This window comes from Bradyrhizobium sp. 139 (genome assembly GCF_023074175.1).
Lineage (GTDB): Bacteria > Pseudomonadota > Alphaproteobacteria > Rhizobiales > Xanthobacteraceae > Bradyrhizobium.
The window spans coordinates 1-25,874 of record NZ_JADPKS010000174.1 but is presented as its reverse complement, the minus strand read 5'-3'; the positions used below and the strand labels follow the sequence as shown (position 1 = coordinate 25,874).

The window sequence follows — 25,874 nt, the reverse complement described above, 5'->3', positions numbered from 1 at the left end:
GTTCAATACTAGTGAACTATTGAATGAGTTCAAGGGAGGTGCTATATTTTGGGTATGGTGCAGTTCGTTCACCCATCGCGGGACGAGATTACACTGGCCGGGGTGCTGGGAGCCCTCGCGGATCCGATGCGGCTGCGTATCGTCAAAGGCCTGGCCGCGCAGAACACTTGCATGTCCTGCACCGAGGCGGCGCCTTGCCCGGACATGGCGAAATCGACCCTGTCGAACCATTTTCGCATCCTGCGCGAGGCCGGCCTGATCCGGACCTCAAAGCAAGGCGTCCAGCACCGCAATGTCGTGCGCGAGGAGGACATCAACGCGCGGTTTCCGAAACTGTTGAAAATGATCCTGAGCTTTCCCGACTGAGAGCATTCGCTCACTGCAGCAGATTTGCGGCGTTGTGCAAGCTATCGCTGATGTTTCCACCCGGAGCGGTGGTCAAACAAAAATGGCCCGCGCGAGGCGGGCCATTTTCGTATTGGGACCGGTAAAGTCCGAACTTGGTTGCGGGGATAGGATCTGAATCTATGACCTTCAGGTTATGAGTATGAATTTCACAGTTTTCTGGAATTTGGCGCGAATGCTTCGTTGAAGGGATGGGCTATTCCTGGAAGTTACTAACCGAGGCCGATCCAGCGCGCTAAGGTCCATTTCATAGTTTCGCTTCGGCTCTTCGAGACTGGGTGTAAGCGCCCGCATTTCATGCTCAATGGTTCGAAACCCCAACTTTTTTCAGCAGATGCAACTTCTGCCCCGCGCCCAGCTCCAGTTCTTTCCAAATCTCAGCCTCGGACTTGATGCTCTCAAGACGACGCCTTTCTGCCATGAGCACTGCGGATCGGTAGGTCGCCTGGACGACCTGTATGCGATCGGTTGCTGGAAGCGCTGCTACGAATTCCATGGTCTCTTCAACGTGCGAGACTTCGCTTCCCAAGCTGCTGTGGCTCCTAAGAAATCGCGTAGCATCAACCCCACGCGGAAGGAGCGACTTCACCGCCTCGATTTCGGCCTTCGGCTTTACGGCTGCGATACGTTCCGAACAGTACGAAAATCCGATGGCGTCCATGGGATAATCTTGAAAGCAATAATCATCAAAGAGTTCGCACAGTGGCTTGACACTGGCCGGCTGACAATTTGCCACAATCTGCTGTGCGGGTAGTCCCAAGGCATAAAGATCCTTGAGCGCCAGCCGTTCGTGACCTGCTTCCTCCTGAGCACGAATTTCGAGATAACAGCTGACCTCCGCTCTCCCGATTTCTTTGAAGCGTTTGGCAGCCCGCAAGAGATTTCGAGGCGTATCTTTCGATGTATAGTATGCGCCTACCAAACTATAGATGTAACGAACTAGGCTAGGATCCGGTTTCGCCGGTTGGTCATCCGTCCTTTCAAACGCGAGCCTGATTGCGCCATCAAGCAATCCAACTGTGCTGTGCAATGTACCCTTGCAGGTCATGGGCTTGGCGAAGGGAAGAGCCGCCTCCTCCAGTCCGTGTGAGCCGTAAAACCAAACCTCTCCCGCGTCGCGGGCGATAATAACCGTATTGCCTGCAACTTCTGCCCATTCCGTTACTAGATGAGTCATGGCGTCCATCCAAAGGAAAGGCGCACCATCGCCACATCCCTACAGCAGGGGTGTGCGTGATGCTCTCAATTTTGCTTATCAGCCAAGTGCCGCCAACTGGTCGAGGTTGCCACGAGCACTTGACCCGACCCGGAGCCTCAAATTCCGCAGCACGTGAAGGCCATCTTCACGCGTGCCGTATCGATCAAATTGCCTTGTATGGCCGACTTGTCAAAATGCTTCTCTGAAGGCGCATCAGGCAGCACAAAGACCTTATCCTTGTCCTTGTCGAATTTCCGACTTTTGAATTCTGCCTCAGTCACCACAATCGGATCTTCCACGAAAATACCCGCCTGTTTAAAGACGTTGGCGGTGTCCTTCAGTAGTCGATCCCTGTACTCCGAACTGCTCCAAGCTTGGGCGATTATCTCGGCCAATTTGTCGTTGGGATGATAGACTATGCAGGTTTCAGTGCCGGCACCATCAAGTAGGGGCATAACGGCCTCCATATTGGTCAAGTGAGTGCGACAACCGGGGCAGCTTAGGGTTGCCCCACGTCAAAATCAAGAGTGAGTTAAGGTTCTCGCAATTGATGTCCTGCTTACTTCCAGAGAGTTGAGTGGCGTTGGGATAAGAGTGCCCAGCGTGGAAATCGGCTGCGCTGTTGCCTCACGCTCAGCATGCAGTCCCGAGCGCAAGCTTCATGCGTGCCATTCGCCCTCGAAACAAGAGACCGGCCTAAGCACAATCCGAGATTGCAGTGAGTTAGCATATACCGGAACGCGAGGTGAGGCGACATGCCTCGCGCTGAGGCGAAAATGACCATTTCAGGGCGTTCAGGGCTGGCAAAATGTGATAACCTAAAGATGCAAATCCCATCTCCCAGATCAGGATAGGGAGTTCGGCGGTGACGAGAACAACCACAGAATTGGCGGAGTGGTTGGGCAAATACGGGCTGGGCAGGTACACCCAAAAGTTCATCGAAAACCACGTCGACTACTCCGTTTTGCCGGATTTGAACGAGAATGATCTCGTAAACCTCGGAGTTTCTGTAGGTCATCGCAAGACGCTGCTGAGGGCGATCGAAGCACTGGCAGCAGCGCGCCAGGAGAGCGGCAGCGTTATCGTCCCCAATCTCCCGACAGAGGCAACTGCTCCCACGAAGCACGGCGCACCGGAACGACAGGACCATGAGACTGAAAGAAAGCATCGCGAGGCTGAACGTCGCCAAATAACGGTGGTGTTCTGTGACTTGGTCGGGTCGACACAGCTATCAGAGAAGCTAGACCCTGAGGATCTTCAGGTACTTATTGACGCCTATCGGGAAGCATGCATCACGGCTATCGAGCACTATCAAGGCCATGTGGCTAGATACTTCGGCGACGGTGTGATGGCCTTCTTCGGTTGGCCCTCCGCACATGAACACGACGCTATCCGCGCCGTGCACGCAGGCCTGGAGATTATTGCTGCAGTCCCGAAGATTACAGGAGAAGTCACTCTGGCTTCGAGGGCGGGCATCAGTTCGGGCCCTGTCGTCGTCGGCGAAATTGCGGGCAGTAGCAGCGCGATGTTAACCGATTGGATGGATGCAGTCGGCGAACCGCCAAATATTGCCGCGCGTTTGCAGACACTCGCAGCGCCCAATACCCTGGTCATCTCGGAATCGACGAAACGGCTTGTGTCGGCAGCGTTCGAACTTCATGACCTTGGGCTCCAAGAACTCAAAGGCGTAACTAAACTTCTTCACGTTTACCGGGTCATCGCTCCGACGCACGCGGGAAGCCGATTCGAAGCTGCGCATGGGGGGGCCCTCACTCCGCTCATCGGACGTTCGACCGAACTGAACCTGCTGCTTGACAGGTGGCAGAAAGCCAAAGAAGGGGACGGGCAGATCGTGTTGCTCTCGGGTATCCCGGGAGTCGGAAAGTCGCGCCTCATCCACGAATTGAAGTCGAACATCGAGCATGAACCGTGCTGTGTTTTGCAGTATCAATGCTCACCTTTTCACAGCCAGAGCGCGTTCTTTCCAATCATCGAACATATTGAGCAGGTAGCCAATCTGACAACTCGGGATTCCGATTCGGATAAATTCGCAAAAATAAAGGAGTACTTGCCTGACTCGACCGATGACTCGATCGAAACAACTCTCCTGATCGCCAACTTGCTGTCAGTTCCTAGCGCGAGTTATCATGACTTGGCGGTACTCACGCCACAACAGATAAAGAATCGGACCATAAGCAAGCTAGTCGACATAATCCTCGCCTTTTCCGCTCAACGCCCAACGCTATGCATCTTCGAAGATGTGCACTGGATAGATCCGTCCACGCTTGAGCTGCTTGAGCTTACCATAAATCGACTCAATCGCGCCGGCGTCCTGCTTATTGTCTCGCACCGACCTGAGTTCCGACCGGCATGGTTTACCGATGCGAACGTGACGGTTCACTCCCTCACTCGATTGTCGCGCAGCGAAGTGGCCGGAATGATCAGAGACCTCGTGATGGGTCAGAGCATTCCTCAAGGCATTCTCGACCAGATTATTGAAAAGGCTGATGGCATACCTCTGTTCATCGAAGAACTAACAAACAGTATCCTGAGAACGCTGACAGAAAATCGAGCTGAGGAGGATAGTCTCAAACAAACCGTACAACCGGTGACGAGTGTCCCGGACACCCTGCACGATGCATTGATGGAACGCCTCGATCGTGTCGACCAAGGTCGCAGATTGGCGCAAATCGCTGCGGTGATCGGCCGTGAGTTCTCTTATGATCTTTTGTCCGTTGCATTGCAAATCGACGAAAGCGACCTGCGTCGGTCGCTCGCGCGTCTCGAGCAGGCTGACATTATCTATCGCGTCGGCGTTTCGCCTTTTATACGTTTCGCGTTCAAACATGCCTTGCTACGAGATGCAATTTACAACTCCTTGCTCAGGAGCACGAGACGGCAGAGTCATGCGAATATCGCTGCGGTTCTGGTGAACCATTTTTGTGAGCTAGTCGAAAATCGACCAGAGATTCTGGCTTATCACTATTCTGAAGCCGGCAACTACGAGCTCGCTATGCGTTGCTGGTACAAGTCGGGACAGCGCGCGCTCGCACACTCCGCAAACGTCGAAGCGATAGCTCATTTTCGAAAGGCCTTGGAGGCCCTTAGCGGTTTGCCGGATACGACCGAGCGTTGCAAGCAAGAGATCGAGATTCAGCTGGCGCTGGGCATCCCGCTCATCGCCGTACGAGGGTATCCGGCCGAAGAAACGCGGGAGGCGTTTGCGCGGGCTCGTGCCCTGTGCCTGAAGCTTGACGGCCAGCCTGAATATTTCCAGGCTCTATTCGGAATGTGGGGACATTCTTGGATGGGAGGCAAACTCGATGATGCGCTAAACATGGCCAATGAGTTCCTAGCGCGAGCACGGACGTCCACCGACGCCGTTCCGTTGATGGTAGCGCATCGGGTCATGGGAAGCACACTGTTGTGCATCGGTGAATTTCAGACGTCGAGGCAACACTTTGAAGAGTCAATTGCGCTCTCAAAGCGCAAAGGGAAGCGATCACTGTACAACCTCTATATGGTGGACCCCCAGGCGGCCTCATTACTCCTCTTGTCTTGGGATTTGTGGTTCCTTGGTTATCAAGACCAGTCCTTATCCCGCGTTCTCGAAGCTCTACAGCTGGGGCAAGAACTCGCACACCCGTACACGATAGCATTCGCCCACTACATGACGTCCGCCGTGCACCTTCTTCGCGGAGAGCCTGACCGATCCCTTGCGCACGCCGACAAAAGCCTCGAGGTATCAAGAGAACAGAGGTTCTCGCTGTATGCCCTTCTGTCCCAGATTTCGCGGGGCTGCGCACTTGGCCGCCTCGGAAAAGTCGAGGAAGCTAAAACCGATATCGGGCTGGGACTCGCCGAAGCCCGCGAACAAGGCGTCGGCTACATGCTCCCAATGATGAATAGCTGGTTGGCCGAGATGCATGCTCGAGCTGGCGAGCATGCCGCGGCGCTGACTATTGTCGAGCAACTATTGGCAGAGTCGAGCGATGCGAGAGGCAGAGCGTGGGATGCCGAATTGCATCGTCAAAAGGCGGACATACTTTTAGCACTTGACGCGTTAAACGTCAGCGGTGCTGAGTCACATTTAAGGCAGGCAGTTGAGGTGGCGCGGCGTCAAAGCGCAAAGTCTCTCGAACTGCGAGCGGCTATTGACCTAGCGGAGCTCTGGCGGGCGCAAGGTCGGCTTGAAGAGGCACGGCACCTGATAGAACCCATCTACCAATGGTTCGATGAAGGCACGAATACGGAAGACATGAGGCGTGCCCACAATATTCAGTTTGGTCTCTCTTGATCTCATATGGCGGAAGTAGAGCTGCGATTCGCGTATGCGTCGTAGCGCCGACTGACTTCTCGCACGCCGTTGAGGGGTTATGGGCAACCCCAAAAGCATGCCTCAGTGTGCGCCGTGACGCTGCTTGTGAGCTCGATGTTCTTCCGGTGGCGACTCTCAGAAGCAAAAAGCCGCTCCTATCGGAGCGGCTTTTCATATTCATGCTGAAAAATCAGCACCTTGTCTTGGTTGCGGGGATAGGATTTGAACCTATGACCTTCAGGTTATGAGCCTGACGAGCTACCGGGCTGCTCCACCCCGCGTTAACCGTTGCTTTGCCTTCGCGAAAATGCCGGGGACGGTGGATGGAGGGCCGACGCTGTTCGCGTGGCTTGCTTCTTCCGTCCCAAAGGCTTCCTTGGAAGGCGACCCCGGGGCCAAAGCCCGTCGGGTGCGAGGCGTATGTATCAAGGCGGGCTGCCTTTGGAAAGGGCTGCGGGAACGTTTTTTTCGATCGTATGACAGGCAGATGGCCCAGTTCCGGCCCGTTTAGTGCGCGCTTGCCAGAAGTTCCACAAAAGGTCAGCTTGCGGGCAACAAACTAAGCGGAAACGTCACTTAAAGGGAGAACGCCATGGACCACGCCTTGGACCGATCCCTGGACCGATCCCTGGACCGCTCCCCGACGAGCCCCCCGCTGCGGGTCCTCGAAGACGCCTTCCATGCCATGGTCGCGCGGTCGCGAGCCGAGCCTGCGCCTGACCTGGCCGAGCGGCTCGACCGGCTGGCGCGGCTGCGCACTGTCGTCGCCGACAACGAGGAACGTTTCAGGCAGGCGATCTCGGCCGATTTCGGCCACCGCTCGGCAGTCGAGACCACCATCGCCGAGACGATGCTGGTGTTCTCCGAGATCCGGCACGCCACAAAACACCTCAAGAGCTGGATGGCGCCGCAGCGCGTCGCCACCGCGCTGCAATTTTTGCCTGCGCGCAACCGGCTGATCCCGCAGCCGCTCGGCGTGGTCGGCATCATCGCGCCCTGGAATTATCCGCTCCAGCTGACGCTCGCACCCGCAATCGGCGCGCTCGCCGCCGGCAACCTTGTCATCATCAAGCCGAGCGAGCTCGCGCCGCACTTCGCAGGCCTGCTGAAGGAGACGATCGCAAAGCGTTTCGATGTGACCGAGGTGCTCGTCACCGGCGTCGAGGACGAGATCGCAAAAGCCTTCGCACACCTGCCGTTCGACCATCTGGTGTTCACCGGCTCGACCCGGGTCGGGCGGTTGATCGCGGAGGCTGCGGGGCGCAACCTCACGCCCGTCACGCTCGAGCTCGGCGGCAAGTCGCCGGCGATCATCGATGCCTCCGCCGATCTCGAAGAGGCGGCCGAGCGCATCGCCTACGGAAAGCTGCTCAATGCCGGGCAGACCTGCATCGCGCCGGATTATGTGCTGGTGCTCGAGCGGTCGGTGCAGGCCTTCGCCGAAAAAGTGCGCGCGCAGATGCGGCGCATGTTCGGCACCGATCCCGCCAACAAGGACTACACCTCTGTCATCTCCGACCGGCACTATGTGCGGCTGGAAAATCTGGTTGCGGACGCCGCACAGCGCGGCGCAAAAATCCTGCAACCGGCGAAGGCGGACGATCCGAACTGGAAGGCGCATCGCAAATTCCCGCCGACGCTGATCCTCAGTGCGACCGAAGCGATGGCGGTGATGCAGGAGGAGATCTTTGGTCCCGTGCTGCCGGTGCTGGGCTATCGCGAGCCGGCGGAGGCGATCGCCTTCGTCAACGCCCGCGACCGGCCGCTGGCGCTGTACTGGTTCGGCAAGGATCGCGCCGCGCGCGACGAGGTGCTGGCGCGCACGATCTCCGGCGGCGTCACCGTCAACGACTGCCTGTTTCATTTCACGCAAATCAACCAGCCGATGGGCGGCGTCGGCGCATCCGGCACCGGCGCCTATCACGGCGAATGGGGTTTTCGCACGTTCAGCAAACTGAAGCCGGTGTTCTACCGCTCGAGGTTCAACCGCCTCGCCGACCTCTATCCGCCCTATGGCGGCAAGATCGCGCGGCTGGAGAAGTTGATGCGGTTCATGTCGTAGACCGGCTCACCATCGTCATTCCGGGGCGCGCGTAGCGCGAGCCCGGAATCCATTCCTCGGCATCAGCCGTGGCGAAATGGATTCCGGGCTCGCGACTTCGTCGCGCCCCGGAATGACGAGAAGAAAATGACGAGAAGAAAAATGCAGGGGGAAATGTCAGTGACGGACACAGTCGATTTCGTCGTCGTGGGCGCGGGCTCGGGCGGCTGCGCGATGGCGGGGCGACTGTCGGAGAATGCGGCGACGTCCGTGGCGCTGCTCGACGCGGGCGGGGCCTGCGACAACTGGGTCGTGACCACGCCGGGCGCGCTGGTGCTGATGGTCGCCGGCAACGTCAACAACTGGGCCTTCAACACCGTGCCGCAGAAGGGGCTCAACGGCCGCATCGGCTATCAGCCACGCGGCAAGGGTCTCGGCGGCTCCTCGGCGATCAACGCCATGGTCTATACCCGCGGTCACCGCGCCGATTACGACCATTGGGCTTCGCTCGGCAACACCGGCTGGGCCTATTCCGACGTGCTGCCCTATTTCAAACGATCGGAGAACAATGCCGATTTCGACGGCGAGTATCACGGCAAGGGCGGGCCGCTCGCCGTGAACAAACTGCGCTCCGGCAATCCGGTGCAACAGATCTTTTTGCAGGCGGCACAGGAAGGGCAATTCCGCATCCGCGAGGATTTCAACGCCGAGGATCATGAAGGCCTCGGCATCTACCAGGTGACGCAGAAGAACGGCGAACGCTGGAGCGCGGCGCGCGCCTATGTCCATCCGCACATCGGCAGGCGGGCAAACTTGCGCGTCGAAACGCAGGCGCATGCGACGCGCATCCTGTTCAAGGGCAAGCGCGCAATCGGCGTCGAATACCGGCAGGGCAAGGCGTTGAAGCAGCTCCGCGCGCGGCGCGAGGTGATCCTCGCGGCCGGTGCGTTTCAATCGCCGCAGCTGCTGATGCTGTCAGGCATCGGCGATGCCGATGCGCTTCGCGCGCACGGGATCGCAAGCGTGCACCATCTGCCGGGTGTCGGACAGAACCTGCAGGACCATCCCGACTTCATCTTCGGCTACATGTCCGACAATCCAAATTTCGCGGGCATCTCGCTCAAGGGCACGCCGCGGCTGATCCGTGCCATCCTGCAATATCGGCGCGAGCGCCGCGGCCCTCTCACCTCCAACTTCGCCGAATGCGGCGGCTTCCTGAAGACGCGGCCGGAGCTCGACATTCCCGACATCCAGCTGCATTTCGGCATGGCGATGGTGGACGACCACGGCCGCAAGAGGCACAAGGGGACCGGCTTCTCCTGCCATGTCTGCCTGCTCAGACCGAAGAGCCGCGGCAGCGTCGCGCTCGCAAGCAGCGATGCGATGCAGGCGCCGCTGATCGACCCGAACTTTCTCGGCGAGGACGACGATCTCGAGACGATGGTCGCGGGCTTCAAGACCACGCGCCGCCTGATGGAGACGCCATCGCTGCGCGCGCTCCAGACCAGGGACATGTTCACCGCCAATGTCCGCACCGACGACGACATCCGCGCGCTGCTGCGCCAGCGCGTCGACACCGTCTATCACCCCGTCGGCACCTGCAGGATGGGCACGGATGCGATGGCCGTGGTGGATCCGGCATTGAAGGTGCACGGCCTGGAAGGCTTGCGCGTCGTCGATGCCTCGATCATGCCGACGCTGATCGGCGGCAACACCAACGCGCCGACCATCATGATCGGGGAGAAGGCGGCCGATATGATCAAGGCGGAGATGCGATGACTCTTTTCCCTCTCCCCGTTCTTACGGGGAGAGGGTTGGGGTGAGGGGCAGCTTCCGCGGAAACGGTGTGAGACGGACTCGCGGAGCGTCCCCCTCACCCGGAATTTGCTACGCAAATTCCGGCCTCTCCCCGCGTGCGGGGAGAGGCGAAGAAAGTCAATTCAGCAAGAACCCGCCATCCACCGTCACCACGCTCCCCGTCATATAGCGCGACGCCTGTGACGCCAGCAGCAGAATCGCGCCGTCGAGATCTGACTCGGCACCGACGCGGCGCTGGGGGATGCGTTTTGCCAATCGCTCCCCCGCCGGCGTCGACCAGAAGGCATGGTTCATCTCGGTGTCGATATAGCCGGGCGCCAGCGCGTTGATGCGGATGTTCTGGCCGGCGAGCTCCAGCGCCATCGCCTTGGTCGCCTGGAGTATGCCGGCTTTGGAGATCGCGTAGGGCGACACCGCTTTCAGCACGCCGGTGCCGAGCACAGAGGCGATGTTGACGATGTTGCCTGACTGCTTGCGTGCGATCATGCGGCGCGCGACTTCGGTCGCGAGAAAATAAGCGCCCTTCAGGTTGGCGCCGATCACGGCGTCCCAATCGGACTCGGTCTGCTCGGTCGCGAGCTTCTCGATGGCGATGCCGGCATTGTTGATCAGCACCGTGATTGGACCGAGCGCGGCTTCCGTGGCATCCACCGCCGCCGCGATCGAAGCGATGTCGGTGACGTCGAGCGCGACCGCGGCAGCGCGGCCGCCTTTGCCGCGGATCTCCTCCTCCAGACCTTTCAGTTTGTCGGTCTGCCGCGCAGCGAGCGCGACGGCCGCGCCATTTGCCGCCAGAACCCGGGCAAATTGCCGCCCCAGCCCCTGACTCGCGCCTGTCACGAGGATGGTTTCTTTACTGACGTCGAATAGGTCTGACATGACGGTTTCCTTGGGCGCAACCCCTGAGCTTTTGGAGACCATCAATACAGACGATTTTAGCGATCTGAAACCGGAATGATCGGTTCGTCGTTCATTCGTTCCATCGACGCAACCGTTCCATCGAGGCAGGGGTCAACGCTCATGAACAGTTTCGATCTTGTGGTCTATGCGGCGTTCGCCATTGCGATCGGCTTCGGTTTCAAGACCGGCCTGCTCGGCAGCGCCATGACGATCCTCGCCTATCTTCTCGCCGCCCCCATCGCCGTCGCGCTGATGCCGCTGATCGTCCCGCAGATCGCCGGCAACCCGAATTCGCCGCTGCTTCAGAACTGGATCTGGTTCTTCGGCATCTTCATCGTTGTCGGCATGCTGTTTGGATATATCGGCCGCCTCGCGCTGAGCGACACGATACGCGAGGCCGGCATCGGCGACCGGCTCGGCGGCGCCGCGCTCGGCGCGATCAGGGTCTACCTCGTCGCCACCACGCTGGTGCTGGTATTCGACCAGATCGTGCCGGCCAACCGCCAGCCGCCGTTCCTGGCCGGCTCGCATCTGCGGCCGCTGTTCTCCGCGGCCGGCCAGATGGGCTTCAAGTCGCTGCCGCCGGAGGCCGCCTCTGCCATCGACCGCCTCAAGCAGGAGCGGCGAATCTAGTCCACATTTGCATCGCCGCGCCGTGCGCCATGCATTTTGGCGCGGGCCCGTCCCTTATCAGCGGCGCCGGGGTTGGCTAGAGTGACGGCCTCTAAAACCTGCCTGACATTACGGGAGTGAAACAGTGGATCTTGGGATCAAAGGTCGCCGCGCCATCGTCTGCGCATCCAGCAAAGGCCTCGGACGCGCCTGCGCCATCTCGCTGGCCGAAGCCGGCGTTCACGTCACGCTGACCGCGCGCGGCGCCGAGGCCCTTAAGAGGACGGCCGACGACATTCGCAAAGCCTATCCTGATGTGACTGTCATCGAGATCGTCGGCGACATCACGACGCCGGCGGGCCGCGAGGCGGTGCTGAAGGCCTGCCCCGAGCCGGACATCCTGATCAACAATGCCGGCGGCCCGCCGCCCGGCGATTTCCGCAACTGGACCCGCGACGACTGGATCAAGGCGATCGACGCCAACATGCTCACCCCGATCGAGCTGATCAAGTCGACCGTCGACGGCATGATGGCGCGCAAGTTCGGCCGCATCGTCAACATCACCTCGGCCGCGGTGAAGGCGCCGATCGACATCCTCGGCCTCTCCAACGGCGCGCGCGCCGGCCTCACCGGCTTCATCGCCGGCCTGTCGCGCAAGACCGTGATCAACAACGTCACCATCAACGGCCTGCTGCCGGGCCCGTTCGAGACCGACCGTCTGACCGGCACCGCCAAGGCCGAAGCCGACAAGCGCGGCGTCACGCCGGACCAGATCCTCGCCGAGCGCGCCAAGCTCAACCCCGCCGGCCGCTTCGGCCAGCCCGACGAGTTCGGCTACGCCTGCGCTTTCCTCTGCGGCGCCAAGGCCGGCTTCATCACCGGCCAGAATATCCTGCTCGACGGCGGCGCTTTCCCGGGGACGCTGTAAGACTTCTTCTCCCTCTCCCCGTTCTTACGGGGAGAGGGCTGGGGTGAGGGGCCGCATCCGCGGACAAGGTGAGAGACGGACTCGCGGAGAGTCCCCCTCACCCGGATCGCATCTGACGATGCGACCCGACCTCTCCCCGCAAGCGGGGCGAGGTAAGGTCACTCACCGCTGCTTCGTGATCTCGTCTTCATCCCGCTGGCTCGGAGCAGATGAATCGGCAGTGAGGCCTCCTTCGGTCCAGTCGATGCCGAAGGCATCGAGTCCGTCCGCAAGCAGATCGCCCAGCATCGGATCGCCGAGCAGATATCGGACCGTTTCGCGCCCGGGAGCGCGATAGGCGGCACGCGCCTCCACCGCCCGCGTGCGCAGGTCATCCCAATCGTCGATGGTGCCTTCGCCGCGCCCGAGCCAGGTCAGCGCGACGAGATCGAGTTGCTCGTCTTCGTTCAAGGCGCCGATGAAGCCGCTCAGCTCGCGACCGGCCGGATCGGAGCCGTTGTCTTCCAGGACGCCGGTCATATCGTCGTCGGCAGCGTTCGAGCCGGAATCCGGATCGGAGGCTGCTTCCTTGACGTCGAATTCGCGGGCCTTCTCGATGATGAAGGCGACCTTCTCGGCGGAAATGGCAAGCTCTGGCATGGGCCCACTCTGTTTGGCTGTCTTTTTACAATCGTCTTGGGTTCCCCCGATAACGCGGCATCGCACCAGATGATCCATTGCGCTTACCGGCGCAAACCCGCATCTTTCGCCGCCAAAGCAAGAAAATGGGGAACACCCGATGCAGTGGAAGGTCGGCAGGGTCAAAATCACCAGGGTGGTGGAATTGGAGACGGTCGGCTCGACCCGCTTCATCCTGCCTTTGGCGGGCAAAGACGAGATCCAGAAGCTGCCCTGGCTGATCCCGCATTTCGCCACCGAAGACGGCCGGCTGAAAATGTCGATCCATTCGCTCGTGGTGGAAACACCCTCGCACCGCATCGTGGTCGACACCGGCCTCGGCAATGACAAGCAGGGCCGCAACGTCCCGACCTGGAATAACCGCAGCACGCCATTCCTGGAGACGATGACGGCCACAGGCTTTGCCCCTGACAGCATCGACACCGTGCTGTGCACGCATCTTCATGTCGACCATGTCGGCTGGAATACGAAGCTCGTGGGCGGCAAATGGGTGCCGACATTTCCGAAGGCGCGCTATGTCTTCGGCAGGACCGAATACGAGCACTGGCTGGAACATTCGACCGAGCCGGACAAGCAGGCGGTGTTTGGCGATTCCGTGAAGCCGATCGTCGATGCCGATCGGGCCGATTTGATCCCGAGCGATCATCGGCTCTGCGAGGAGATCAGCATGATCCCGACCCCGGGTCACAGCCCCGGCCATATGAGCATGTTGATCAAATCGGACGGCGAGCAGGGACTGCTCACCGGCGACGTCGCCCACCACCCCTGCCAGATGGCGCATCTCGGTTGGTCCTCGACCGCGGATTCCGACCAGACACAATCGGCCGCGACGCGGCGCGACTTGTTCGGCCGGTTTGCCGATACGCCGACGCTGGTGATCGGCGGGCATTTTTCCGCCGGTCATATCAAGCGGGACGGGGACGGGTTCAGGTTTGTGGCGCTGCAATCGTAGGGTGGCGTCAGCCGAGCGTTGGTGGGCACGGCGCTCCGCGCCTTTGCCCACCCTTGTACAAAGGAAGGGCTGCAATGCGCGCTCTTTGAGCGGTTGAATTTCCCGCTGGCCTGTTCCATGAAGCTATTTAACCGATCGGTCCATCTCCAGGGAGAAACGAGAATGAAGCTTGTTCGTTATGGCGAAAAGGGTGCGGAAAAGCCCGGCCTGATCGACAAATCCGGCCAATTGCGCGACCTGTCGGCGCATCTGAAGGACCTGACCGGCGAGGCCTATTCGCCTGAGTCCCTCAAGAAGCTGGCGGCGCTCGATCCCGCCTCGCTGCCCGCCGTCTCCGGCAAGCCGCGCTTCGGCGCGCCCGTCACCGGGATCTCGAAATTCGTCGCTATCGGTCTCAACTACAGCGACCACGCCAAGGAAACGGGCGCGGCGATCCCGTCCGAGCCGATCATTTTCATGAAGGCCAACACCTCGCTCTCCGGCCCGAACGACGCGGTCGAGAAGCCGCGCGGCTCGACCAAGCTCGACTGGGAGGTCGAGATCGCCGCCATCATCGGCACCCGCGCCAAGTATGTCTCGGAAGCCGACGCGCTGAACTACGTCGCCGGCTATTGCGTCTGCAACGACGTCTCCGAGCGCGCCTTCCAGATCGAGCGCCTGGGTCAGTGGACCAAAGGCAAGTCGCACGACACCTTCGGTCCGCTCGGACCGTGGCTCGCCACCAAGGACGAGATCAAGGACGTGCAGAACCTGTCGATGTGGCTCGACGTCAACGGCCAGCGCCGCCAGACCGGCTCGACCCAGACCATGATCTTCTCCATGGCCAAGTGCATCTCCTATGTCTCGCAGTTCATGACGCTGCTGCCGGGCGATATCATCACCACGGGCACCCCGCCCGGCGTCGGCCTCGGCATGAAGCCGCCGACCTTCCTCAATGTCGGCGACGTCGTCACGCTCGGCATCGAAGGCCTCGGCGAGCAGCGCCAGGAGATCGTGGCGGCGTAGGCGATCACCACCGCCGCCACACCGTCATTGCGAGCGAAGCGAAGCAATCCAGAATCCCTCCGCGGCGACAGTCTGGGTTGCTTCGTCGCTTCGGCGCAAAATTGCTTCGCAATTTTGTCGCCAGCTCCTCGCAATGACGAGACAAATCGGTTCATTGACGGATACTCGAAATGAAGCTCACCTTCTCCCCCGCCTCGCCCTTTGCCCGCAAGGTGCGTATCGCCGCGATCGAGCTCGAGCTGATCGACAAGATCGAATTCGTCCCCGCAACGGTCGCGCCCGGCCAGGCCAATGAGGACTATTCGCGCATCACGCCGCTGAAGAAGCTGCCGGTGCTGATCACCAATGACGGCGACGTGATTCTCGACTCCTACGTCATCGTCGAATATCTCAATGAGATCGCCGGCGGCAGCCTGATCCCCGATTACGGCCCGCGACGCTGGAAGGCGAAGACCAACCACTCCCTGATCAACGGCATGCTCGATTCCATGCTGCTGTGCCGCTACGAGAAGATGGTGCGGCCGCAGGGTCTGCAATGGCAGGCATGGTCGGACGACCATTGGAACCGGGCCTGGACCGGCATGGCGCGTTTCGAGAACATGCCTGACGTCCTCACCGGCCCGTTCGACATCTCGCAGATCGGCCTGGTTTGCGTGCTCGGCTATGCCGACTTCCGCTTCGCCGATTGCGGCTGGCGCAAGGCCTATCCGAAGCTCGATGCGTTCCACCAAAAGATGCTGGAGCGGCCCTCGGTGAAAATCTCGGTACCGCCGGCAGCGTAAATCGCGGGAGTTCTCATGAGCCTGAAATACTCGGTCGGCGATCTCAGCATCCATCGCGTCATCGAGCAGGAAACCTCGTTCGTCCCGGCGCTGGAGATGCTGCCGGGATTGACGGCCGAGGCGCTGACCGAGAACCGGGCTTGGATGCGCGAGGCCAGGGCGCTGGATGATCAGGATGTGTTGCTGCTGTGCTTCCAGTCCTATGTGGTGAAGACGCCGCATCACACTATCCTGATCGACAGCTGCATCGGCAACGACAAGCCGCGGCCGCGGCCGAAATGGAACATGAAGACCGATGACGCCTACATGCGCGGACTCGCCGCCGCGGGGTTCTCGGTCGGCGACATCGACTTCGTGATGTGCACGCATCTGCACGTCGATCACGTCGGCTGGAACACGCGGCTGGAGAACGGCCGCTGGGTGCCGACTTTCCCCAAGGCGCGCTACGTCTTCGCCAAGCAGGAATTCGATCACTGGTCCGAGCAGAACGCGAAGGCGGAGGTGCCGCCTTTCGCAGATAGCGTGCTGCCGGTGGTCGAGGCCAAACGCCACGAGATCGTCGGCAACGATCATCAGATCGGCGATCACGTCCGCATCCTGCCGACGCCCGGCCACACGCCGGGCCACATCGCCATCACGATGGGCCGCGGCAAGGACGACGCCGTGTTCTCCGGCGACTTGATGCATTCGCCGCTCCAGACGCTCTATCCGGAGCTGTCGGTCAAGTTCGACCTCGATCAGGCGCAGGCGGCAACCACGCGCCGCAGCTTTCTGGAGCGCTATTGCGACACCGACACGCTGTGCTGCACCGCGCATTTTCCGTCACCGTCGGTGGGGAAGATCAGGCGCAAGGGCAGCGGGTTTGTCTGCGCGGCGGTGTGAGCGCCGGGATTTCCCGTCTCTTCACGTCATGCCCGGGCTTGTCCCGGGCATTCACGTTCTTACAATCCGACGGCAACGAAGAACATGGATGGCCGGGACAAGCCCGGCCATGACGAGGAAACACCATGGCCGATCTCCCCGACATCCCCCTGCCCGCCGGAATCCGCTCGCGTTACGTCGAGGGCATCAACGGCTTGCGGATGCATGTGCTCGAAGCCGGCTTCGAGACCAAGGGGCGGCGCTGCATCCTGCTGCTGCACGGTTTTCCGGAGCTCGCCTTCTCCTGGCGCAAGGTGATGCCGGCTCTGGCTGCGGCCGGCTATCACGTGATCGCACCAGACCAGCGCGGCTATGGCCGCACGACGGGCTGGAGCGCCGATTACGACGGCGACCTCGCGCCCTTCTCTCTGCTCAACCTGGTGCGCGATGCGCTCGGACTGGTGTCGGCGTTCGGCTACAGGCAGGTCGATCTGGCCGGGCATGATTTCGGAAGCCCGGTCGCGGCCTGGTGCGCTCTGATCCGGCCCGACGTGTTTTGCTCGGTGACGATGATGAGCACGCCGTTCGGCGGGCCGCCGCCGTTGCCGTTCAACACGGCCGATGCGCCAGCGAAGCCGCCGGTGGAAGATCCCGTTCATCGCGAGTTCGCCGCGCTGCCGCGGCCGCGCAAGCATTATCAGTGGTACTATTCGATACGTGAGGCCAACGCCGACATGCAGCACGCGCCACAAGGCGTGCATGATTTCCTGCGCGCCTATTACCATCACAAGAGCGCGGACTGGACCGACAACAAGCCCACTCCGCTGAAGTCTTGGTCGGCGCATGAGCTGGCCAAGCTGCCGACCTATTATGTGATGGACGCTGGCGAGACCATGGCCGAGACGGTCGCAAAGGAAATGCCCCCGCCCGCCGCGATCGCCGCCAATCGATGGCTGCCGGACAGCGAGCTTGCGTATTACAGCGCCGAATACGGTCGCACCGGATTTCAGGGCGGGCTGCAATGGTACCGCTACGGCACGTCGGGTGCCCTCAATAACGAGTTGCAACTGTTCGCCGGCCGCAGCATCGACGTTCCCTCCTGCTTCATCGCGGGCAAGCAGGATTGGGGCACCTATCAGCGCCCCGGCGTGTTCGAGGCGATGCAGGGGCGCGCCTGCACGAAGATGCTCGGCTGTCACCTCGTCGATGGCGCCGGCCATTGGGTGCAGCAGGAACAGCCGGCCGAGATGAGTCGGCTGCTGCTCGATTTTCTGGAGAAAGCCGGCGCGGCCTGATTTGACCCGGGAACCGCGGCGCCCTATAGTTTAGAATAATTCTAAACTGTCGAGGCAGGGCCGCGCCGTGAAGAACTTTGCCGATCTGACCGAGCGCGAGGTGCTGGCGGTCGCGATCTCTTCCGAGGAGGAGGACAGCCGCATCTACATGAGCTTCGCCGAGGATCTGAAGGACCGCTACCCGGACTCGGCCAAGATCTTCGAGCAGATGGCCGAGGAGGAGCGCGGCCACCGTCACATGCTGCTGAAGATGTACGAGCAGCGCTTCGGTCCGCATTTGCCTCCGATCCGTCGCGAGGACGTCAAGGGCTTCCTGCGCCGCCGCCCGGTCTGGCTCACCAAGAACCTGTCGCTCGACACCATCCGCAGGGAGGTCGAGACCATGGAAATGCAGGCCGAGCGCTTTTACGTGAAGGCGGCAGAGCAGGCGCAGGATGTCGGCGTGCGCCGCCTGCTCGGCGATCTCGCCGAAGCCGAGAAGGGCCACGAAGAGACCGCCGCGAAGCTGACGGACCAGATCCTGAGTTCCGACGTGCGCGCGGAGGAAGACCGCACCAACCGCCGCATGTTCGTACTGCAATATGTGCAGCCGGGCCTCGCCGGCCTGATGGACGGATCGGTCTCGACGCTGGCGCCGCTGTTTGCGGCCGCCTTCGCCACGCACCTGAACTGGCAGGCGTTCCTGGTCGGCCTTGCCGCTTCGATCGGCGCGGGCATCAGCATGGGATTCGCGGAAGCGCTGTCCGATGACGGCTCGCTCACGGGGCGCGGTTCGCCCTGGCTGCGCGGTCTCACCTGCGGCTTGATGACGACGCTCGGCGGGCTCGGGCACACCTTGCCCTATCTCGTGCCCGATAGCTGGGCCAACGCGTTCTGGATCGCAACGGGAATCGCCGGCATCGTCGTGTTCTTCGAATTGTGGGCGATCGCCTTCATCCGCGCGCGCTACATGGACACGCCGTTCCTCCAGGCGGTATTCCAGATCGTGCTCGGCGGCGCGATCGTGCTGGCGGTGGGGATATTGATCGGAGCGGCGTAGGCCATCCATCCCTTCGCATGGCAATCGCGATCAAACGGCGGTTGCAGCATTTGGCCAAACTGCGCATCATCCCTTCAACGAAACGCAGGAGCATGTCGTGGCCAAATCGGAATGGAGTTTCAAGAGCGCGCTCGAGTTGTCGGCGGCGTTGGCCGCGAAGAAGGTCTCCGCGGTCGAGCTTGCGCAGGATGCGATCGATCGCATCGAGCGTCACGACGGCAAGGTCAACGCGATCTGCGTCAGGGACTTTGACCGCGCGCTCGGCGCGGCGCGCGAAGCGGATGCGGCGCTGGCACGCGGAGAGAGGAAGCCGCTGCTCGGCCTGCCGGTGACGATCAAGGAATCCTACAACGTCGCCGGCCTGCCGACGACCTGGGGCTGGACGCCGCAGAAGGATTTCAAGCCGACGGAGGACGCGCTGTCCATCACCCGGGTGAAGAACGCCGGCGGCGTCATCCTCGGCAAGACCAACGTTCCCGTTGGGCTCGGGGATTGGCAGAGCTACAACGAGATCTACGGCACGACGAACAATCCGTTCGATCTCGGCCGCACGCCCGGCGGCTCGTCGGGCGGCTCGTCTGCGGCCCTCGCGGCAGGCTACGGACCGCTCTCGCTCGGATCCGATATTGGCGGCTCGCTGCGCGTGCCCGCCTTCCATTGCGGCGTCTATGCTCACAAGCCAACCTACGGTCTCTGTCCAACGCGTGGCCATACGCCGCCACCATTTCCAGCCATCCCGATGGAGCGCGATATGGCGGTGATCGGTCCGATGGCGCGGAGTGCGGCCGATCTGACCCTGCTGCTGGACGTGATGGCAGGCCCGGATCCGCTGGACCTCGGCGTCGGTTACAAGCTCGCGCTGCCGGATGCGCGACACCAGGAGCTGAGGGATTTCCGCGTGCTGGTGATCGACAGTCACCCGTTGCTGCCTGCGAATGCAGACATTCGCGGCGCGATCGAGAAGCTGGCGGACCGATTGTCGCGCGCAGGTGCGAGCATCGCGCGCGAAAGTCCGCTGTTTCCCGACTTCACGGATGCCTCTCGCCTCTACATGCGCATGCTGATGAGCTTTCTGGGCGCCTTCTTTCCGCCGGACATTCTCGCCGGCGCGCGTGCCGGGGCGGCGCAGCTCTCACCCGAGGACAAGAGCCTTTCTGCCGAGCGGCTGCGCGGCATGACCAGCACACATCAGGCCTGGGTGTTCGACGAGGGCGCTCGCGCCGGCCTGCGCGCGCAATGGCGGCAATTGTTCAGGACGTTCGATGCGGTGATCTGCCCGATCATGCCCACCCCGGCCTATCCCCATGATCATTCGCCGGAGCAGGAGAAGCGCCGGATCGACATCGACGGCAAGGACCATGTTTATCCGGACCAGCTGGCCTGGCCCGGCATCGCCACGCTGACGGGCCTGCCTGCAACGGCTATTCCGCTCGGTCTGTCGAAGGACGGCTTGCCAGTCGGCGTGCAGATCATCGGGCCCTTCCTCGAGGACAGGACACCCCTGAAACTCGCCGAACTGATCGAGCGCGAGTTCGGCGGGTTCGTGCCGCCGAAGCTGTTCGATGATTAGTGTTCTCTCGTCATTGCGAGCGAAACGACGCAATCCAGACCGCCGCCGCGGAAAAAATCTGGATTTGCTTCGTCGCAAGGGCGCCTCGCAATGACGGAGCAAACCAATTCCGGGGGCGCCGCATGTAGCCCGGATGGAGCGCAGCGAAATCCGGGACAGCCTGTCCGCGAAAGATCCCGGATTGCGCTGCGCTCCATCCGGGCTACGAGGAATGCCCTCGATCAGCTATCAAACATGATCACGCTGCGCAGCGTCTTGCCGGCTTTCATGTTGGCAAAGCCCTCGTTGATCTCGGACAGCTTCAGCTTGGCCGAAATCCAGTCCTCCAGATGCAACCGGCCTCGCAGGTAGAAATCAACCAGCCGCGGCATATCCACGCGAAAATGGTTCGAGCCCATCGAGGAGCCCTGGATCCTGCGCTCGCGCAGGAAGTCGAAGCCGTGCAGCTCGATCTTCTGACCGAACGGGATCATGCCGACGATGGTGGCGGTGCCGCCCGAGGCCAGCATGCCAAAAGCCTGCTCCGCGGTCTCCTTGCGGCCGAGCACCTCGAAGGAATGATGCACGCCGCCATTGGTGAGGTCGCGCACTTGCTTCACCACGTCGCCATCGGCGGGATTGATGATGTCGGTGGCGCCGAGCTTGGTCGCAAGCTGAAGCTTGGCCGGATTGGTGTCGATGGCGATGATGCGGCCGGCACCGGCGATCTGCGCGCCATTGATCGCGGCCATGCCGACGCCGCCGCAGCCGATCACCGCCACGGTCTCGCCGGCCGTCACCTTCGCCGTGTTCACCACCGCGCCGTAGCCGGTGATGACGCCGCAGCCGATCAGCGCGGCGAGATCGAGCGGCATCTCCTTCTTGATTTTGACGATCGCATTCTCGTGCACCAGCATCTGTTCGGCAAAGGACGAGAGATTGAGAAACTGGTGCAGCTTCTCGGGTTTCGACCACTGCATGCGGTTGGAGGCACCCGGCAGCAGTTTTACGGTGGTGTCGGTGCAGAGCACGGTGCGGCCCGTGGTGCAGTTGTCGCAGGTGCCGCAAAACACCGACAGGCAAGTCACGACATGATCGCCGGGCTTCACGTAGGTCACGTCGGAGCCAACCTGCTCGACCACGCCGGCGGATTCATGGCCGAGCACCGCGGGCAGCGGATGCGGATAGAGGCCTTCCATGAAGTGCAGATCAGAATGGCAGAGGCCGGCGACCGCCGTGCGGATCAGAACCTCGCGCGGGCCCGGCTTCGGCAGGCTGACATCCTCGATGACCAGCGGCTGGTTGACTTCATAGAGGACGGCGGCCTTCATCGGTGTTTCCTCGTTTGTTGTTGTTTCGTCCGGCGTATCTACACCTCTCCCGAAGGGAGAGGTCGGAAGCGCATCGAAGATGCGATTCCGGGTGAGGGGTTCAGGTATCTCGCTCAAGCGTAACCCCTCACCCGGATCGCTGACGCGATCCGACCTCTCCCTATGGGCTAAGGCATGCACACATCTCAAAAACGGAATCTAATACAGGGACTTAGATGACCCCAGGTTTCGGAACCGCCCAAAGAGCGGTCGGTCAGCTATCATTGAAAAGACTTGCGCTTTCTATTGATGCTGACCAACGGCCGAAAGATGTGTGCACGCCTTAGCCCTATGGGAGAGGTGAAGTGAGCCTACGCTGCCAGAACCAGTTCGCCAACCTCGCTCATGCCGGCCGTGCGCTCGCCGAGCAGCAGCGCGGCGATCGTCGCTTGCGCGGCATTTTTCGTGAGCCGGAACGGATCGCTCGGCAACACCCGATGGTCGATCACGAGCCGCGACAGCAGTAACCGCCGCGCATCGCCGCGCATGTCGTGGATACGGTGCGCTTCCCAGGCGAGCGCCACCGCGCTTGCCACGTGATAAAGCAGGCTGGTGGCGCGGCGCGCATCAGCTTCGTTGTCGGCCTTGCTCGCGACCTCACGCGCAAAGCCGACCGCGCGATCGGTGAGGCCGCGCAGATTGTCGCGCCAGGCCTGCGGCACGGAGGCGCTGTCATCAAGCCGGGCGTGCAGATCGGCGGCGAGCGCGGATTCGGCGCCGTGGCGGCCGACCGCGCGCCTCAGCGCATCGATCGCGACGATGTTTCCGGTACCTTCCCAGACCGATCCGAGATGCGCATCGCGCAGCAGCCGCGCGGTGGCGAATTCCTCGATATAGCCGATGCCGCCGCGCATCTCGAGCGCATCGCCGCAGACTTTTCGCGCGTCGCGCGTGGCGCGGAATTTCAGCGTCGGGGTGAGGATGCGAAGAAGTGCCGCCGCATCCTGGCTGCCGGCCTCGGCGCGGTCGAGCGCGTCCGCGGTGAGAAAACTCATCGACAGCGCCTGCTCGACCGGCAGCATGATCTTCAGCATCTGCCTGCGGCCGAGCGGCAGGTCGATGATGCGGTTGCCGAACACCACGCGGTTCTTGGCCACCGTCATCGCGTCGTGATAGGCCCGGCGCATCAGCGCAGTGGATTTCACACCGTTGGAGAGCCGCGACGAATTCACCATCTCGGCCATCTGCACAAAACCGCGGTCGAGCTTGCCGACTGCGTAGGCGATCGCGCCCTCCAGCTTGATTTCCCCTGACGCCATCGAGCGCGTGCCGAGCTTGTCCTTGAGACGCACGATCCGGTAGTGGTTCTGCGAACCGTCATCGAGGAAGCGCGGCATCAGAAACAGGCCGACGCCGCGCGTGCCGGGGCCGGCCCCTTCGGGGCGTGCGAGCAGCATCACCACCTTGGCGTCCGCATTCGAGCAGAACCATTTCTCGCCATAAAGGCGCCAATGGTCGCCTTCCTGCACCGCCGTCGTCGTGAGCATGCCGACGTCGGAGCCACCTTCCTTCTCGGTCATGAACTGGCCGCCCTGGGTCAGCTTGCTCATGTCGGTCGAGGTCAGGCCGTCCAGATACTTTGCCTTCAGCGCCTCGCTGCCGAAATTCGCCAGCAGTTTTGCGCAGCCGTCGGTGACGTTGATCGGGCAGCCCATGCCGAATTCGGTCTGGTTGAACAGAAAGGTAAAGGCGTGCTTGGCCACGACCGGATATCTGTCCGGCCAGCCCATGATGCCCTTGCGGATCGAGAGCGCGTGAATGCCGAACTCGCCGAACGCGGCCTTCTCCAGTTCGCGATAGGCCGGGTGATATTCGATCCATTGCACGTCGCGGCCGAATTTGTCGCGCTGGTGCAGCACCGGCGTGTGACGGTCGGCCAGCCGCGCACAGTCGTCGAGACGGCCGCCGGCGAGTTCACCGAGGCGATCGAGATGCGGCTCGATGTGGCGGAACAGCATCTCCGGCAGATGGATCCGCAACAGATCGGTGAGCGCCTGATCGGCGCGGTAGAAATTCATGCCTGATGTATCGGGCGCCAGCAGGCCGGACTGCTCGGCCGCGACATTTTTCGGCTGCGCTGTGGCCGGCTTTTGCATGATCGTCCTCTTCGTTTCCGCCCTGCGGTCAGTTGCGCTGCTTTAGCGCTTGCCGCCTTGGATGATGTCGATCATGCTCCAGCCGAGAGAGTGGATAAAGCCGCAAATTGTCAGGGAGGCATGATCGCCGCGCCGGAGCAATTCGCTCTGCGGAATTGTGATCAAGCGCCTCGGTGCCGTCGCTGGCCGTTCTCGCACGCGATGCATAGATCAGCCGCTCCTTATCGTCGAGGGACCACACCATGGAACACCCAAAGTACAAGATCGCGCTCATTGTCGGCGCGGGCGAAGGCTTGAGCGCCTCGCTGGCGCGGCTGCTATCTGCGCAAGGCATCCGCGTCGCACTCGCCGCGCGAAAAATCGAGAAGCTCGGCGCGCTCTGCAGCGAGACCGGCGCCAAGGCCTATGCCTGCAACGCCACCGAGCCTGATGAAGTCGAGCGCCTGTTCGGCCTGGTCGAGCGCGAGATCGGCACGCCAGATGTCGTCGTCTACAACGCCAGCGGCCGGGCGCGCGGGCCGTTCGTCGATCTGGTCCCGGCCGATGTCGCGCAAGCCATCGCGGTCAGCGCCTATGGCGGCTTCCTGGTGGCGCAGCAGGCGGCAAAGCGCATGCTGGCGCACAAGCACGGCGCGATCCTGTTCACCGGCGCCTCCGCCAGCGTCAAGGGCTATGCGCAATCAGCGTCGTTTGCGATGGGCAAGTTCGCGCTGCGCGGGCTCGCACAGAGCATGGCGCGCGAGCTCTCGCCGCAGGGTATCCATGTCGCGCATTTCGTCATCGACGGCGGCATCAAGAGCGCGGCGCGGACGGAAGTCGCGGACAAGCCGGATTCGATGCTCGATCCCGATGCGATCGCGCAGAGCTATTGGAACGTGTTGCAGCAGCCGCGCAGCGCCTGGAGCTGGGAGCTGGAGCTGCGGCCGTGGGTGGAGAAGTTTTGAGGCGAGCTGCTTGTGGTGGGCAAAGGCGCATTGCGCCGTGCCCACCACAAGCGGCGAGGAAACAAATGGTGGGCACGCTTCGCTTTGCCCACTCTACAAGGGCGGGTAAAACAATGACCACCGAAACCACCATCGACACCGGCACCAATGAACTCCTCTGCGTCATCCGCGACCGCGTCGCCGTGATCACGCTGAACCGGCCGGAGGCGCGCAACTCGCTATCGGACACGCTGACGCCGGCGCTGCGCACGATGATCCGGACCTGCGGCGAGAACCCGAGCGTCGGCGCGCTGCTGATCACCGGCGCGGGCGAAGCCTTCTGTGCCGGCGGCAACGTCAAGGGCATGGGCGCGCATCGCGACAAAGCCAAGCTCGAAATGTCCTTTGACGACAAGGTCGCCGATCTCCAGGAGCGACAGCGGCTACTCACCGGCGCGCTGGTGTCGGTGCGCAAGCCGACCATCGCAGCGCTGCCCGGCCCCGCGGTCGGCGCGGGTCTTGCCATCGCCATGGCCTGCGACATCCGCATCGCCGCGCAATCGGCCTTCGTCGCCACCGGCTACGCCCGCATCGCGCTGAGCGGCGATTACGGCATCGCCTGGCTGTTGACCCGGCTCGTCGGCACCGCGCGGGCGCGCGAGCTGCTGTTCACCGGCGATCGCGTTGACGCAGCGCGCTGCGAAGCCATCGGCCTCGTCAACCGCGTCGTGCCCGACGACAGACTGCAAGCCGAGGCCTTTGCGCTGGCAAAGTCGCTCGCCGAAGGCCCGCGTCTGGCGCTGCGCTACATGAAGGACAATCTCGACGAGGCCCTGTTGTTCGATTTCGAGACCGCTCGCGACCACGAAGCCGAACGGCTGATCCGCCTGACCACGACCGCCGATCACAAGGAAGCCGTGCAAGCGTTCATCGAGAAGCGGAAGGCGGTTTTCACGGGGAAGTAGGGCGGCCGCCATCGTGCGCTGGTAGCCCGGATGGAGCGCAGAGACTGGGCAATTATTTGTTTTGTCGCCGGCTTACGCGGTCGTGTCGGAATGTTTGACGGATTTAGGCTCGGAGTGGCGCTGGGGCGGCCCGTAGCCG

General features: G+C 61.9%; 21 protein-coding genes and 1 tRNA gene. 15 read left to right on the top strand and 7 right to left on the bottom strand.

Features of this window, described 5'->3' with window-relative positions; translation table 11 throughout:
* Nucleotides 1-54: 54 nt before the first annotated feature.
* Nucleotides 55-366 (top strand): metalloregulator ArsR/SmtB family transcription factor, encoded by a 312-nt coding sequence (locus tag IVA80_RS36955; RefSeq protein ID WP_247440039.1) that lies wholly within the window; start codon nt 55-57, stop codon nt 364-366.
* A 340-nt stretch (nt 367-706) separates the two neighbouring features.
* Here the strand turns inward: IVA80_RS36955 and IVA80_RS36950 are convergent, their stop codons facing one another.
* Complete coding sequence (locus IVA80_RS36950) at nt 707-1,582, bottom strand: hypothetical protein (RefSeq protein WP_247440038.1); 876 nt, start codon at nt 1,580-1,582, stop codon at nt 707-709.
* 137 nt (nt 1,583-1,719) lie between these two features.
* Nucleotides 1,720-2,058, bottom strand: coding sequence for a hypothetical protein (locus IVA80_RS36945; protein WP_247440037.1), 339 nt, complete (start codon nt 2,056-2,058; stop codon nt 1,720-1,722).
* A 410-nt stretch (nt 2,059-2,468) separates the two neighbouring features.
* Between IVA80_RS36945 and IVA80_RS36940 the strand changes: the two genes are divergently transcribed.
* Nucleotides 2,469-5,900: an adenylate/guanylate cyclase domain-containing protein gene (locus IVA80_RS36940; RefSeq protein ID WP_247440036.1), complete on the top strand. Its 3,432-nt coding sequence runs from the start codon at nt 2,469-2,471 to the stop codon at nt 5,898-5,900.
* A 225-nt stretch (nt 5,901-6,125) separates the two neighbouring features.
* Here IVA80_RS36940 and IVA80_RS36935 read toward each other — a convergent pair.
* Nucleotides 6,126-6,202 (bottom strand) — tRNA-Met (locus IVA80_RS36935).
* A 311-nt stretch (nt 6,203-6,513) separates the two neighbouring features.
* On the opposite strand from IVA80_RS36935, the gene IVA80_RS36930 reads away from it, so the two are divergent.
* Nucleotides 6,514-7,983: a coniferyl aldehyde dehydrogenase gene (locus IVA80_RS36930; RefSeq protein WP_247440035.1), complete on the top strand. Its 1,470-nt coding sequence runs from the start codon at nt 6,514-6,516 to the stop codon at nt 7,981-7,983.
* Nucleotides 7,984-8,142: 159 nt separating this feature from the next.
* The gene (locus IVA80_RS36925) at nt 8,143-9,741 is read left to right on the top strand and encodes a GMC family oxidoreductase N-terminal domain-containing protein (protein WP_247440034.1); all 1,599 of its coding nucleotides are present in this window, start codon (nt 8,143-8,145) and stop codon (nt 9,739-9,741) included.
* Between the two features lie 156 nt (nt 9,742-9,897).
* Here IVA80_RS36925 and IVA80_RS36920 read toward each other — a convergent pair whose 3' ends face one another.
* Entirely contained in the window at nt 9,898-10,659 is a 762-nt protein-coding gene (locus IVA80_RS36920; RefSeq protein WP_247440033.1) for an SDR family oxidoreductase, read from the bottom strand.
* A 141-nt stretch (nt 10,660-10,800) separates the two neighbouring features.
* Between IVA80_RS36920 and IVA80_RS36915 the strand changes: the two genes are divergently transcribed.
* Both IVA80_RS36915 and IVA80_RS36910 read left to right on the top strand, forming a co-directional pair.
* Nucleotides 10,801-11,313, top strand: a complete 513-nt coding sequence (locus IVA80_RS36915; protein ID WP_247440032.1) for a CvpA family protein — start codon at nt 10,801-10,803, stop codon at nt 11,311-11,313.
* A gap of 124 nt (nt 11,314-11,437) precedes the next feature.
* Complete coding sequence (locus IVA80_RS36910; protein ID WP_247440031.1) at nt 11,438-12,220, top strand: SDR family oxidoreductase; 783 nt, start codon at nt 11,438-11,440, stop codon at nt 12,218-12,220.
* A 162-nt stretch (nt 12,221-12,382) separates the two neighbouring features.
* Here the strand turns inward: IVA80_RS36910 and IVA80_RS36905 are convergent, their stop codons facing one another.
* Nucleotides 12,383-12,859: a DUF3775 domain-containing protein gene (locus tag IVA80_RS36905; RefSeq protein WP_247440030.1), complete on the bottom strand. Its 477-nt coding sequence runs from the start codon at nt 12,857-12,859 to the stop codon at nt 12,383-12,385.
* Between the two features lie 139 nt (nt 12,860-12,998).
* Between IVA80_RS36905 and IVA80_RS36900 the strand changes: the two genes are divergently transcribed.
* The 7 genes from IVA80_RS36900 (at nt 12,999) to IVA80_RS36870 (ending at nt 20,402) form a co-directional block, all read left to right on the top strand.
* Nucleotides 12,999-13,850: an MBL fold metallo-hydrolase gene (locus tag IVA80_RS36900; RefSeq protein ID WP_247440029.1), complete on the top strand. Its 852-nt coding sequence runs from the start codon at nt 12,999-13,001 to the stop codon at nt 13,848-13,850.
* A 162-nt stretch (nt 13,851-14,012) separates the two neighbouring features.
* Nucleotides 14,013-14,855 (top strand): fumarylacetoacetate hydrolase family protein, encoded by an 843-nt coding sequence (locus IVA80_RS36895; protein WP_247440028.1) that lies wholly within the window; start codon nt 14,013-14,015, stop codon nt 14,853-14,855.
* A 170-nt stretch (nt 14,856-15,025) separates the two neighbouring features.
* Nucleotides 15,026-15,637, top strand: a complete 612-nt coding sequence (locus IVA80_RS36890; protein WP_247440027.1) for a glutathione S-transferase family protein — start codon at nt 15,026-15,028, stop codon at nt 15,635-15,637.
* 15 nt (nt 15,638-15,652) lie between these two features.
* Nucleotides 15,653-16,519 carry an MBL fold metallo-hydrolase gene (locus IVA80_RS36885; RefSeq protein ID WP_247440026.1) on the top strand — a complete coding sequence of 289 codons (867 nt, stop codon included), beginning with the start codon at nt 15,653-15,655 and terminating at the stop codon, nt 16,517-16,519.
* A 125-nt stretch (nt 16,520-16,644) separates the two neighbouring features.
* A complete protein-coding gene (locus tag IVA80_RS36880) occupies nt 16,645-17,793 on the top strand; it encodes an alpha/beta hydrolase (RefSeq protein ID WP_276008101.1) in 1,149 nt (382 codons plus the stop codon).
* A gap of 67 nt (nt 17,794-17,860) precedes the next feature.
* Nucleotides 17,861-18,832: an iron exporter MbfA gene (gene mbfA, locus IVA80_RS36875; RefSeq protein WP_247440025.1), complete on the top strand. Its 972-nt coding sequence runs from the start codon at nt 17,861-17,863 to the stop codon at nt 18,830-18,832.
* A 97-nt stretch (nt 18,833-18,929) separates the two neighbouring features.
* On the top strand, nt 18,930-20,402 hold the full coding sequence (locus IVA80_RS36870) for an amidase (protein ID WP_247440024.1): 1,473 nt from the start codon (nt 18,930-18,932) through the stop codon (nt 20,400-20,402).
* 221 nt (nt 20,403-20,623) lie between these two features.
* On the opposite strand, the gene IVA80_RS36865 is transcribed toward IVA80_RS36870, so the two are convergent.
* Nucleotides 20,624-21,712, bottom strand: a complete 1,089-nt coding sequence (locus tag IVA80_RS36865; RefSeq protein ID WP_247440023.1) for a Zn-dependent alcohol dehydrogenase — start codon at nt 21,710-21,712, stop codon at nt 20,624-20,626.
* Between the two features lie 350 nt (nt 21,713-22,062).
* Nucleotides 22,063-23,847, bottom strand: a complete 1,785-nt coding sequence (locus tag IVA80_RS36860; protein WP_247440022.1) for an acyl-CoA dehydrogenase family protein — start codon at nt 23,845-23,847, stop codon at nt 22,063-22,065.
* 242 nt (nt 23,848-24,089) lie between these two features.
* Here IVA80_RS36860 and IVA80_RS36855 point away from each other — a divergent pair, with 242 nt between their 5' ends.
* Both IVA80_RS36855 and IVA80_RS36850 read left to right on the top strand, forming a co-directional pair.
* A complete protein-coding gene (locus IVA80_RS36855; protein WP_247440021.1) occupies nt 24,090-24,791 on the top strand; it encodes an SDR family NAD(P)-dependent oxidoreductase in 702 nt (233 codons plus the stop codon).
* 113 nt (nt 24,792-24,904) lie between these two features.
* Nucleotides 24,905-25,735 carry an enoyl-CoA hydratase gene (locus tag IVA80_RS36850; protein WP_247440020.1) on the top strand — a complete coding sequence of 277 codons (831 nt, stop codon included), beginning with the start codon at nt 24,905-24,907 and terminating at the stop codon, nt 25,733-25,735.
* Nucleotides 25,736-25,874: the final 139 nt, after the last annotated feature.